The sequence below is a fragment of the Chelatococcus albus genome (assembly GCF_030067675.1).
GTDB lineage: Bacteria > Pseudomonadota > Alphaproteobacteria > Rhizobiales > Beijerinckiaceae > Chelatococcus_A > Chelatococcus_A albus.
Window position 1 is genome coordinate 45,620 of the sequence record NZ_JASJEV010000017.1, and the last position, 11,549, is coordinate 57,168.

The 11,549-nt window shown below is 68.1% G+C and carries 12 protein-coding genes and 1 pseudogene; 6 read left to right on the plus strand and 7 right to left on the minus strand.

Going from position 1 to position 11,549, the window contains the following annotated elements; genetic code table 11:
- From QNA08_RS18020 to QNA08_RS18035, 4 genes are all read right to left on the minus strand, one after another.
- Positions 1-1,062 (minus strand): ABC transporter permease, encoded by a 1,062-nt coding sequence (locus QNA08_RS18020; RefSeq protein WP_283742111.1) that lies wholly within the window; start codon positions 1,060-1,062, stop codon positions 1-3.
- A gap of 15 nt (positions 1,063-1,077) precedes the next feature.
- Complete coding sequence (locus tag QNA08_RS18025) at positions 1,078-2,673, minus strand: ABC transporter substrate-binding protein (protein ID WP_283742112.1); 1,596 nt, start codon at positions 2,671-2,673, stop codon at positions 1,078-1,080.
- A 203-nt stretch (positions 2,674-2,876) separates the two neighbouring features.
- Positions 2,877-3,278 carry a hypothetical protein gene (locus QNA08_RS18030; RefSeq protein WP_283742113.1) on the minus strand — a complete coding sequence of 134 codons (402 nt, stop codon included), beginning with the start codon at positions 3,276-3,278 and terminating at the stop codon, positions 2,877-2,879.
- A 24-nt stretch (positions 3,279-3,302) separates the two neighbouring features.
- Complete coding sequence (locus QNA08_RS18035; RefSeq protein ID WP_283742114.1) at positions 3,303-3,677, minus strand: nuclear transport factor 2 family protein; 375 nt, start codon at positions 3,675-3,677, stop codon at positions 3,303-3,305.
- A gap of 157 nt (positions 3,678-3,834) precedes the next feature.
- Here QNA08_RS18035 and QNA08_RS18040 point away from each other — a divergent pair, with 157 nt between their 5' ends.
- Positions 3,835-4,638 (plus strand): helix-turn-helix domain-containing protein, encoded by an 804-nt coding sequence (locus QNA08_RS18040; protein WP_283742115.1) that lies wholly within the window; start codon positions 3,835-3,837, stop codon positions 4,636-4,638.
- Between the two features lie 24 nt (positions 4,639-4,662).
- Here the strand turns inward: QNA08_RS18040 and QNA08_RS18045 are convergent, their stop codons facing one another.
- From QNA08_RS18045 to QNA08_RS18055, 3 genes are read right to left on the minus strand one after another with little or no spacing between them, the layout of a single operon-like run.
- Complete coding sequence (locus QNA08_RS18045) at positions 4,663-5,703, minus strand: LacI family DNA-binding transcriptional regulator (RefSeq protein WP_283742125.1); 1,041 nt, start codon at positions 5,701-5,703, stop codon at positions 4,663-4,665.
- 39 nt (positions 5,704-5,742) lie between these two features.
- Complete coding sequence (locus QNA08_RS18050) at positions 5,743-6,069, minus strand: EthD domain-containing protein (RefSeq protein ID WP_283742116.1); 327 nt, start codon at positions 6,067-6,069, stop codon at positions 5,743-5,745.
- Between the two features lie 38 nt (positions 6,070-6,107).
- Positions 6,108-7,145 carry an L-idonate 5-dehydrogenase gene (locus QNA08_RS18055; protein ID WP_283742117.1) on the minus strand — a complete coding sequence of 346 codons (1,038 nt, stop codon included), beginning with the start codon at positions 7,143-7,145 and terminating at the stop codon, positions 6,108-6,110.
- 145 nt (positions 7,146-7,290) lie between these two features.
- Here QNA08_RS18055 and QNA08_RS18060 point away from each other — a divergent pair, with 145 nt between their 5' ends.
- The 5 genes and pseudogenes from QNA08_RS18060 to QNA08_RS18080 form a co-directional block, all read left to right on the plus strand.
- On the plus strand, positions 7,291-8,058 hold the full coding sequence (locus tag QNA08_RS18060; RefSeq protein ID WP_283742118.1) for an SDR family oxidoreductase: 768 nt from the start codon (positions 7,291-7,293) through the stop codon (positions 8,056-8,058).
- Positions 8,059-8,163: 105 nt separating this feature from the next.
- On the plus strand, positions 8,164-9,549 hold the full coding sequence (locus QNA08_RS18065) for an ABC transporter substrate-binding protein (protein WP_283742119.1): 1,386 nt from the start codon (positions 8,164-8,166) through the stop codon (positions 9,547-9,549).
- Positions 9,550-9,647: 98 nt separating this feature from the next.
- On the plus strand, positions 9,648-10,532 hold the full coding sequence (locus QNA08_RS18070; RefSeq protein WP_283742120.1) for a carbohydrate ABC transporter permease: 885 nt from the start codon (positions 9,648-9,650) through the stop codon (positions 10,530-10,532).
- On the plus strand, positions 10,529-11,365 hold the full coding sequence (locus tag QNA08_RS18075; protein ID WP_283742121.1) for a carbohydrate ABC transporter permease: 837 nt from the start codon (positions 10,529-10,531) through the stop codon (positions 11,363-11,365). Before QNA08_RS18070 ends, QNA08_RS18075 begins: the two co-directional genes overlap by 4 nt.
- A gap of 80 nt (positions 11,366-11,445) precedes the next feature.
- Positions 11,446-11,549 (plus strand): annotated as a pseudogene (locus QNA08_RS18080) (sugar ABC transporter ATP-binding protein); the annotation flags it as partial.

Consider the following 11,549-nt stretch of genomic DNA (forward strand, 5'->3'; position numbering starts at 1 on the left):
TCAGCGGGTCCTCGGGTCGAGCAGGCGGTAGATGAGGTCCGAGAAGAGGTTGAGGAAGACGAAGACCGTGCCGATGATGAGCGTGCCGCCGAGCACCGCGTTCATGTCGGCGTTCTGCAGCGAGTGGGTGATGTACTGGCCGAGGCCCGGCCAGGCGAAGACCGTCTCGGTGAGCACCGATCCCTCGAGCAGATGCGCGTAGGACAGGGCGACGACGGTCACGAGCGGCACGGCCGCATTGCGCAGGGCGTGCCGCCAGATGATCCGCGCCTCCGAGAGGCCCTTGACCCGGGCCGTCGTCACATATTCCTGCGCGAGCTCGCTGAGCATGAACGAGCGCGTCATGCGGCTGATGTAGGCGAGCGAGAAATAGCCGAGCATCGCCGCCGGCAGGATGATGTGGGAGAAGGCGTTGCGAAACACCTCCCACTGCCCCTGCATGATGCTGTCGACGAGGATCATGCCGGTGACCGGTGTCACCAGATAGTCGTAGGTGATGTCGAGCCGACCCGGCCCGGAGACGAGGTCGAGCCTGGCGTAGAAGAGCAGAAGCCCCATGAGGCCGAGCCAGAAGATGGGCACGGAGTAGCCGACGAGGCCGAGCACGCGCACAAACTGGTCGACGACGCTGCCGCGCTTGACTGCGGCGAGCACCCCGAGCGGGATGCCGGTGAGGATGCCGATCAGGACGCCCACGGTCGATAATTCGACGGTCGCGGGAAAGACGCGCGCGATGTCGGTCATCACCGGGTTGGTGGTGAGCACCGAGGTGCCAAAGTCGCCCGACAGCGCCTTGCGGCAATAGATGAGGAACTGCTGCAGGAACGGCAGGTCGAGGCCGAGCTCCTGGCGCACGCGCTCGTAGACGTGGGGCGGGGCCCGGTCGCCGACTACGGCGAGCACGGGATCGATCGGCACCACGCGCCCGATGAGGAAAGTGACGGCGAGAAGGCCCGCGAGCGTCACCGTCACCATCGCGACGAAGCGCCCGGCGGCCCTCGCCAGGCGGAGAAGGGCGTCGAAACGCCCGTCCCCGCCCTGCACGGCCTGCGACGTAGCCATGGAACAGGCCACGGATCAGTTCTTGGTCGCGGTGGCGACGCTGTTCGTGTCGAAGGACGGCCCGAGAACGAAGTTCTCGACGTTCTTGCGCACGGCCGCCACCTCCGTCTGCTGGAACATGACGACGTAGGGGCCGGTTTTCAGCACATCCTGTTGCAGGTCGCCGTAGAGCGCGGCGCGCTTGGCCGCGTCGCGCTCCAGCACCGCGGCCTCCGTGCGCTTGGTCAGCTCCGGAATGTCCCACGCGTTGCGCCAGGCCAGCGGCTTCGCCTTGGCGTCGTCGGCGTTGTTCGGGTTGGCAGCGAAGGTGTCGGCGTTGGTGTGCGGGTCCTGATAGTCCGCGCCCCACTGGCCGATGTAGATGTCGTGCGTGCGGGCACGATATTTGGTCAGGGTCTGCTTGCCGTCGCCCGGAATGATCTCGAGCTTCACGCCGCCCTTGGCGAAGCTCTGCTGGATCGCCTCGGCCATGCCGGTGATCGGCTGGGTGGAGCGCACATCCATCGTCACCTTGAAGCCGTCCGGCAGGCCGGCCTTGGCGAGGAGCTCCTTGGCTTTCACGGGGTCGAACTTATAGGGCTTGCCGTCGATCGCGCCGAGGAAACCCTTGGGCAGGAAGGCCTGGTGCACGACGCCGAGGTTTTTCATGATCGTGTCGGCGATGGCGTCGTAGTCGACGAGATACTTGAGCGCCTCGCGCACCTCGGGCTTGGCGAGGTTCGGGTTCTTCTGGTTGAGGCCGAAATAATAGAGCGTGCCCTTCGGCGCCTTCTGCAGCCTGATGTCAGCCTTGGCCGAGACCGCCGAGAGCTCCTCCGGGCCGAGGTTGCGCGCGATGTCGATGTCGCCCTTCTCGAGGAGGAGGCGCTGGGTCGCTGTCACGGGCAGGTGGCGATAGATGACGCGCGCGAGCGGCGCCTTCGTGCCGGAGTAATTGTCGTTGCGCTCGAGCACGACCGCCTCGTTCGGCCGCCACTCGCGGATCTTGAAGGGACCGGAACCGGCGAAGTTCGTCTTCAGCCAGCCATTGCCGAGGTCGCCGTCCTTCTCGTGCGCCATCACGAGCTTCTTGTCGACCACGGAGGCGACGGTGGCGGTGAGGCAGTAGAGCACGAAGGACGGCGCGTAGGGCTTGTCGAGCTCCATGGAGAAGCTCATGGGCCCTGTCTCCTTGATCTTGTCCTTGACGTTGCCCTTGTTCAGGCCGAACTGGCCGATGATGAAGGCGGGCGACTTGTCGAGGAGGACGGCGCGCTGCAGGGAGAAGACCACGTCCTCGGCCGTGATGGGATTGCCGGAGGCGAACTTCTTGCCCTCGCGGATCTTGAACGCCATGGTCCTGCCGTCCTCGGACATGGTCCAGGACTCGGCCACCACGCCGAAGACCTTCGACACGTCGTTGTAGTCGTAGCCGATCAGGCGCTCGTAGACGTTGCCGTTGATCTCGGCGGTCGAGAACTCGAAGGCCTCGGCGGGGTCGAGCGTGATGATGTCGTCGATCTGCCAGGCCATGACGAGCGTGTCCTTCGGCGTCGCGGCCTCAGCCGAAAGACCTACTCCCGCCACGGCGACAAACAGCGCCGCCGCGGCTGCGCTCCGCAAGAGTTTCATGCGCTATACTCCCCTCTGCCCCTGCCGCGACGCGGATGATGCGCGCGGCAAATCAGCGGGCGAGCTTGGCGCAGCGGATCGGGGGATGTCGAGTCCGCCGGCGCGGATGCGTGAGGACGAAGCCCCTTGGTGGCTGCATACCTCGCCGTCCTCGCCTCGCACGGCGCAGCGCCCGGGCGGCGCGCCGTGCGAGGGCAGGGGGCTCATGCTGCGGCCGGTGCGGAACGCCTGAGCCCGATAAACTCGGCCTCGGCGAAGAGCGCCACGACGAGCGCCTGGGCGACGACGAAGGCCTGGCCCCAGATGTTCGGGACGATCCATCCGCCGGCGATGAGCAGAAGGCTCTCCGCCGCCCACAGGCCGTTGCAGGCGATGATGACCCAGACGGCGGCGCGTGACAGACGCCTCCGCGCCGCGGCGACGGCGACGAACGCCGCGAAGGGCAGGAGTGCGAGCCCGGCGTGGCGCAGGAGTGCCGCCGGCAGGCCGGGCGGGCCGGCGAGGACATCGGCGCCGGCGAGCATGACGAGGCCGGCGATGGTGCTCGTCGCGGCGTCGGCGAAGAGCACGCGGCGCAGGAAGTTCGGCGTGTCGAAGAAAGACATGGCGAGGGTCCCTCGTCTGGCGGTTCACTGGTCGGAAGGCGAGGCGGGTGCCTCGTCCAGGAAGCCGGTGACGGCCTGCAGGCGGCCATCGGCGACGATGGCGAAGTCGGTGCCCTTCACGAGCGCCGGCCCGTCGGCCGGCGCGAGTTCCCAGGAGAAGCGAATGTGGTCGGCGACGGCCTCGACCGGGCTCGTGCGGCGGAAGTGGTGGTTGGGAAAGCGCTCCTGCACGCCGGCGATCAGGGCGTCGATACCCGACGGGCCCTCGCCCTGCATCAGGGGATCGCGGTAGCGCGCGCCCTCGGTCCAGATGCCGGCGATGAGCTCGCGGCGGCGCGCGGCGTCGGTCTCGTTCCACGCGGCGATGTAACGGTCGGCGAGATTGTCGAGCGCGGTCATGTGCGGCTCCATATCGGGCGGGGGATGCGGGGCAGTGGGCTCGTCCCGGCATCGGACGTTCCCGCTGCCTGGACGCAGGATCACGCAGCCTGCGACCCGTGGTCGATTACCTCCGAGGTAATTGGAGCCGCTGTCGCGCCCCGGTAAGGTCGGGAACATGACGCAATCCGCACGACCGATCGGCGAGCACCTGCGCGAATGGCGGCAGCGCCGGCGCATGAGCCAGCTCGAGCTCGCCTGCGAGGCCGAGATATCGACGCGGCATCTGAGCTTTCTCGAAACCGGGCGCGCCCAGCCGAGCCGGGACATGGTGCTGCATCTCGCCGAGCGGCTCGACGTGCCGCTGCGCGAGCGCAATCAGCTCCTGCTGGCGGCGGGTTATGCGCCGGCCTTTCCGGAACGGCCCCTCGACGCCCCGGCGCTGCAGGCGGCGCGGCGTGCCGTCGACCTCGTGCTTGCCGGGCACGAGCCCTATCCGGCGCTCGCTGTCGACCGGCACTGGACCCTCGTTGCCGCCAATGCCGCCGTGCCGCCGCTCCTCGCCGGCGCCGCCCCGGAGCTCCTCGCGCCGCCTGTCAACGTGCTGCGCCTCAGCCTGCATCCCGCAGGTCTCGCGCCACGCATCGCCAATCTGGGGGAATGGCGGGGGCATCTCCTCGATCGCCTGCGCCGCCAGATCGAGCTGACTGGAGACGCGGTGCTCGCGGCTCTCATGCACGAGCTTGCTGGCTATCCGACGCCGGCTGCGCGCAGATCCGGCCTGCTGGCGCCGGCGGACGGCTATGCCGGCGTGGTCGTGCCGCTGCGGCTCGAAACCGACGATGGCGTGCTCGCCTTCTTCAGCACGACGACGGTCTTCGGCACGCCCGTCGACATCACCTTGTCCGAGCTCGCCATCGAAGCCTTCTTCCCGGCCGACGCGGTGACCGCCGAGGCGCTGCGGCGCGCGGCGAGGCGGTGAGGGCGAGGGCGGGGCCGGTCGCCTTCAGTGATCTCGCCTGGATCTGCGCCGCGGCGCGGCGGGCGCCGTGGTGCCGCGCTCCACCAGCGAAAAGCCGACGTCGACCACTGCCGGCTCGGCCCCCGCGGCCGCCTCGTCCAGAAGCGTCACCAACAGCTCGCCGGTGCGCTGGCCGATGAGATGGGCGTCGACCCGGATGGTGGTCAGCGCCGGCACGACCTGGCGGCCGATGTCGAAATCGCCGAAGCCGACGAGCGAGAGATCCTGAGGCACGCGGATGCCGCGGCGGTGGCATTCCATCAGCACGCCCACGGCCGAGAGGTCGGACACGGCGAACACGGCTTCGACGTCCGGAGCACGGTCGAGGAGGACGCCGAGCGCCCGCGCGCCATGATCGAAGGAGGCGGGCACGTCGCCGTGCTGGACGACGAGCCCGCCGCCGATCCCGGCCTCCCGCAGCACGGCAGCGAAGCCGGCGAGCCTGTCCTCGCCGCGGAAATCGCGCGCCTCGCCGGTGGTGCTCGGCCCCACGGCGGCGATGTGGCGATGGCCGAGCGACAGGAGATAGCGGGCGGCGGCACGGCCGGCCTCATAGTTGGAGAAGCCGACGGCATGGTTGATGGGATGAGCGGGCGTCTCCCAGATCTCGACGACGGGCACGTCGGCGCGCAGGAGAAGCTGGCTCGCTGCCTTGGTGTGCACCGTGCCGGCGACGACGATGGCGTCGGGCCGGCGCGGCAGCATGGCGCGGATCAGCCGCTCCTCCTCCTCGATGCGGTAGGTCGTGTAGCCGATGAGGAGTTGGTAGTCAGCCGCGCGCAGCGCCTCCGTCAGCCCCTGTGCCGTGTCGGCGAAGTTGACGTTCGTGAGCGTCGGCAGGATGGCCGTGACGAAGTTCGTGCGCTGCGACGACAGGCTGCCGGCAATCCGGTTCGGCAGGTAGCCGAGCTGCTCGATGGCGGCGAGCACGCGGCTGCGCGTCTCCTCGGAGACGAGCTCCGGGTCGGCAAGCACGCGCGAGACCGTCATCGTCGACACGCCGGCGAGACGCGAGACGTCGCGCATGGTCGGCTTGCGCAGCATGGACGTCACGATCGAGCCCCCTCAGGCCGCTTCCGCCCGCCTGTAGACCACGTGGTAGAAGCGGCCCTCAAACATCTTCATGAGTTCGTCCGTCTCGGCCCGCGCCTTCGTGCGGATCGGCGAGGCGAGGGCCTCGTCGATCGCCGCGAGCGAGGGATAGTCGATCTCCTGCATCATGGCGATCGGCGGCGCATCGCCGTCCGGCCGCACGGCGCGCAGGACACGCACGGCCCGTGCGTGAGGCATCTGCCGCCACAGGGGCAGGAGGCGCTCCTCCACGACGCGGAAGAATTCCTCTTCGCGGCCCGCGTGAATCTTGCCCTCGAAGACGGCGCAACGGGTGAACATGGCATCCTCTCGCATGGGACGAGGCGGCGTCGCGCCTCTCAGAAATGCAGGTGCACCTTGAGCGAGCGCCGGCGATCAGCGGCGAGCGCGAAGGCCTCGTCGGCGCGGCTCACCGGCAGCTCCGCCGACAGGATTGGCCCGACGTCGACGAGCCCCTTCGCCAGGAGATCGACCGCGGTCGCGAATTCCTCGTGGAAGCGGAAGGCTCCGACGAGGTCGATCTCGCGCGCCATGAGCTGGTTGACCGGCACCGGAACCTCGCCCGGCGGCATCATGCCGAGCTGGACGATCCGCCCGCCGGGGCGCACGACCCTGAACAGGGAGGCGAGCGCCGACGGCGCCCCCGTCGCCTCGAAGGCGACGTCGAAGAAACCCTTGTCGACCTCGTAGCGGGCGAGCCGCTCCGGCTCGCCGGCCACGTTGATTCCCTCGTCGACGCCGCAGGCGCGGGCGACCGCAAGTGGCTCGTCGACGAGGTCGGTGATGGCGATGAAGGCCGCGCCCGCCCGGCGCGCCACGAGGGCGCAGAGCATGCCGATCGGCCCGGCGCCGGCAATCAGCACGCGGCGGCCCAGGAGGTCGCCGGCGCGGCGCGCGGCGTGCACCGCCACGGCGAGCGGCTCGGCTGAGGCCGCAACGCGCATGGGCATCGTCGGCGGCACCTTGGCGCATTGGTCGGCGCGGGCGACGACCGTCTCGCTGAAGGCGCCCTGGACGTGGGGGAAGATCGCGGCGCTGCCGAAGAAACGCATGTGCCGGCACAGGTTGCTCCGGCCGGTGCGGCAGTAGTCGCAGGAACGGCAAGGCCGGCTCGGGTTGATCGCCACCCGGTCACCCGGCGCGAGCCCGTCGACGCGCGTGCCGACGCATTCGATCTCGCCCGCCACCTCGTGGCCGAGGATCAGGGGCTCCCGCAAGGAGAAATCGCCGACGCGGCCCTTGAAGTAGTAGGAGAGGTCCGAGCCGCAGATGCCGCCCGCACCGATGCGCAGCTTCACCTCGCCCGCCCCGGGGGCGGCCTCGGCGACGGTCTCGATCCTCAGATCCCTGGCGGCGTGCAGGACTGCGGCGCGCATGTCTCCTCCCCCTCGCGGGCCGTCTCTTGTGCCGGCCTCTTGTCTTGTTACCGATAACATGCATGATCGCGGGCACAAGAGGGAAAGCGCACGGCGCGGCGCGGCAGCGGCGCGTGACAGAAGGCGTCTTCTTTCGGGAGGAACGATGTCGGTCAGACTCTTCGATCTGAGCGGACGCCTGGCGCTCGTCACGGGGTCCAGTCAGGGGATAGGCCTGTCGCTCGCGCGCGGCCTCGGCGCCGCGGGCGCCCGCATCGTGCTGAACGGCCGCGATGCCGATCGGCTCGCCGGGGCGGTCGCCGAACTGAGGACGGAGGGCATCGAAGCGTCCGGCGAGCTCTTCGATGTTACCGATCCCACGGCGGTGACGGCGGGCGTGGCCCGCATCGAGGAGGGCGTCGGGCCGATCGACATTCTGGTCAACAACGCCGGCATCCAGCGGCGCGCGCCGCTCGAGGATTATTCCGTCGAGACCTGGCATGAGCTTATGCGCGCCAATCTCGACAGTGTGTTCTACGTCGGCCAGGCGGTCGCCCGCCGCATGATCCCGCGCGGCCGCGGCAAGATCATCAACATCGCGAGCCTGCAGAGCGAGGCCGCCCGCTATTCCATCGCGCCCTACACGGCGTCCAAGGGGGCCGTGAAGAACCTGACGAAGGGCATGTGCGCGGACTGGGCGCGCCACGGCCTGCAGGTCAATGCCATCGGTCCGGGCTATTTCGTGACCCCGCTCAACCAGGCGCTCGTCGAGGACCCGCGCTTCGACGCCTGGCTCAAGGCGCGCACGCCGGCGGGCCGCTGGGGGCGCGTGGAGGAACTGCAGGGGGCAGCGATCTTCCTCGCTTCCGCCGCGTCCGATTTCATCAATGGCCAGGTCATCTACGTGGATGGGGGCGTGCTCGCCACCCTCTGACGCCCGAGGGCAGGCGGCTCGTGCCGGCACGGCCGCTGAGCAAGGGTCGACGACAAGAAACGACAAGCCGGAAACGGCGCATACAGAAGGGAAGGGAACGGAAACATGCCGACAAACGCCATCCGCAGCATCGCATTCGGCTTCGCCTCGGCGGCGGGCCTCGTCCTCGCCGGCCCCGTCGCGGCGCAGGAAACCCTCACCGTCTGGTTCACCAAGGGCTTCTACAAGGGCGAAGACGACGCGCTCCTGCAGATGATCGACAAGTTCCAGAAGGCGACCGGGGTGAAGGTCGACCTCTCGCTCTATTCCACGGAGGACTGCGTCACGAAGTCGGTCGGCGCGGTGGAGGCGGGCACGCCGCCCGACGTCGGCTATTGCACGACCTATGATTTCCGCACCACGGGCCAATGGGCCTGGGAGGGCAAGCTCGAGGACGTGACGGACGTGATCGAGCCCCTGAAGGAGAATTTCCAGCCGCAGGCGCTCGCCACCACCTATCTGATGCATGGCAAGACGGGCAAGAAGGCCTACTACGCCTTCCCCGTCGAGCAGCAGACGATGCACATCACCTACTGGAAGGACATGCTCGAGGAGGCGGGTTTCAAGGAAGGGGACATCCCCGCCACCTGGGACGCCTACTGGGACTTCTGGTGCGACAAGGTGCAGGGCGGCCTGCGCGCCAAGGGCAAGCGCGTCTTCGGCATCGGTCACCCGCTCGGCGTCGCCGCCTCCGACACCTTCTACAGCTTCCTGACCTTCGCCAATGCCTACGACGTCAAGATCGTGGACGACCGCGGCCGGGTGATCCTCGATCAGCCCGCCAACCGCGAGGCGATGATCAAGGCGGTGAAGGCCTATGCCGCGATCTTCCAGCGCGGCTGCACGCCGCCGTCGTCCGTCAACTGGCTCGACCCCGACAACAACGTCAACTTCCACAACCGCACGACGGCTATGACCCACAACGCCACGATCTCTATCGCGGCCAAGCATCTCGACGACATGAACAATCCCGCGCTGACCGCCGAGCAGCGCGAGCAGGCGAAGAAGAACTACTACGAGAACATCCGCACCGCCTATTTCCCCAAGAAGCCGGACGGCGGCACCTTGCCCAATCTCGCCGCCGTCAAGACGGCCGTGATCTTCGCCGACGCCAAGAACAAGAAGCGCGCCAGGGAGTTCATGGCCTTCATGATGAAGGACGAGAACCTGAAGCCCTTCGTCGAGGGCTCCGTGGGCCGCTGGTATCCGGTGACGGTCTCCGGCGCGCAGAGCCCCTTCTGGACGGACGGCAAGGACCCGCATCGCGCCGTGGTGCACAAGCAGTTCTCCGACGGCACGATCCCGTTCCCCTTCGTCTATAACTACAAGTTCACAGCCGTGAACGCGGAGAACGTCTGGGCCAAGGCCATCAACCGGATCATCCAGGACAAGGTCGCGCCCGAGCAGGCGGTCGACGAGATGATCGTGCGGATCAAGCAGATCGCCGGGTGATGCGTTCTCCCCCGCGGCCCGACGAAGGCCGCGGGGGACCGCCCGCAGGCCCAGCCCGCCCGCAAGGCGGGCGGCGACAATCCGCGGAGGGGATGCCGATGAGCGTGACGACACTGGGCAGCGCGCCCGCCTATGCGCCCGGACGGAGCCGTCCGGGAGGGCGTGCGTATTGGGGTGCCCTCATGCTCGCGCCCTATCTCCTCGTCTTCCTCGGGCTCGTGCTCTATCCAGTGGCCTACGGCCTCTATCTGGGGCTCGACACGCAGAGTTACCGCAAGCTCTTCCAGGACCCGATCTTCTACCGCACGGCCGTCAACACGATCCTCTTCCTGACGATCGCAGTGAATCTGAAGCTCGCGATCGCCCTCGCACTCTCGGGCTTCTTCGTCGTCGACAGGGCCTGGGTGAGGGTGCTGCTCGTCCTCTTCATCCTGCCGTGGGCGGTGCCCTCCATTCCCACGATCCTGTCGTTCCGGGTCATGCTCAACCCGGAGAACGGCATGATCAACCAGCAGCTCTTCCGCCTCTTCGGCATCTTCGACGGGCCGCCCTGGCTCACCGACCCGCGGCTTGCCTTCGCCTCGGCGATCATGGTGCACATCTGGAAGTCGCTGCCCTTCTGGACGCTCATCCTCGTCACCGGCCGGCTCGCCATCGCGAAGGACCTCTACGAGGCCGCGAGCGTCGACGGGGCGTCGCGCTGGCAGCAGTTCCGCCACATCACCTGGCCGTCGCTCGCCAATCTCTACCTGACTTCGACCATCCTCTCGATGATCTGGACGCTCGGCGACTTCAACAGCGTCTATCTGCTCACCGGCGGCGGCCCGGCTGACCAGACGCAGGTGCTCGCCACGCTCGGCATCCGCTACATGCGCAACAACAGCCTCGACCTCGGCATCGCCTCGATCATCGTGGCCATGCCGCTCGTGCTGCCGCTCGTCTTCGTGATGGTGAAGCGCCTGTCGAAGGGAGGTGAGGCATGATCCGCCGGCTCGACGAGGCAAAGCTCATCCTCATCGCCCTGCCGGTGATGCTGTGGACGCTTCTGCCGATCTACCACCTCTTCGTCCTGTCGATCTCGCCGCAGGACGCCGTCCTCGCCGGCGACCTGTGGCCGGCCAGGCCGACCTTGCAGAACTTCGCCCTCGTCTTCGGGCAGAAGCACTACTACCTCACGAACTTCTGGCGGCAGCTCGCCAACAGCTTCGTCATCGCGGTGGCGACGGGGGTGCTGACCCTCGTCGTCGCCACCTGCGCCGCCTTCGCCATCAGCCGCCTGCGGGTGCGCGCCGGTCGGACGATCATGAACATGGCGCTCGCCACCTATCTGATCCCGGCGGCCTTCCTGGCGATCCCCATGTACAAGGGCATGGGCAACTACGGGCTCCTCAACACGCGCACGGCGCTCGTGCTTGCCATGATCGCGCTCGCCTCGCCCTATGCCATCTGGGTGCTGAAGCAGGCCTCCGACAAGCTGCCGCGTGAGCTCGACGAAGCGGCGATGATGGATGGCGCTACGCCCCTGCAGCTCTTCCGCCTCGTCTACTTGCCGCTGATGAAGCCCTCGCTTGTGGCGATCGGCATCTATGCGCTGCTCCTTGCCTGGAACGAGTATCTCTACGCCTTCCTTCTGCTCTCGAGCGAGCGGGAGGTGCCGCTTGCCGTCGGTCTCGGGCTCTTCCTCGGGGCCGACGACGCGCCGTGGAACCTTCTGATGGCCACCGGCCTCATCTACGCCGTGCCGCCGGCGGCCATCTACTACGTGTTCCGCAAGCACATGGTATCGGGCATCACCGCCGGCGCGGTGAAGAGCTGAAGGCGACGGGCCAGGAACGCCCATTGCCGATGCCCGCCGCGGGGCGGGGGTGTGAAGAGTTGGGAACGAGGGAGCGCCCCATGGCGAGCGTCGGGATTCACAATGTCCGCAAGGCGTTCGGCGCCGCGCAGATCCTGCACGGGGTGTCGATTGACATCGCGGACGGAGAGTTCGTGATCCTTGT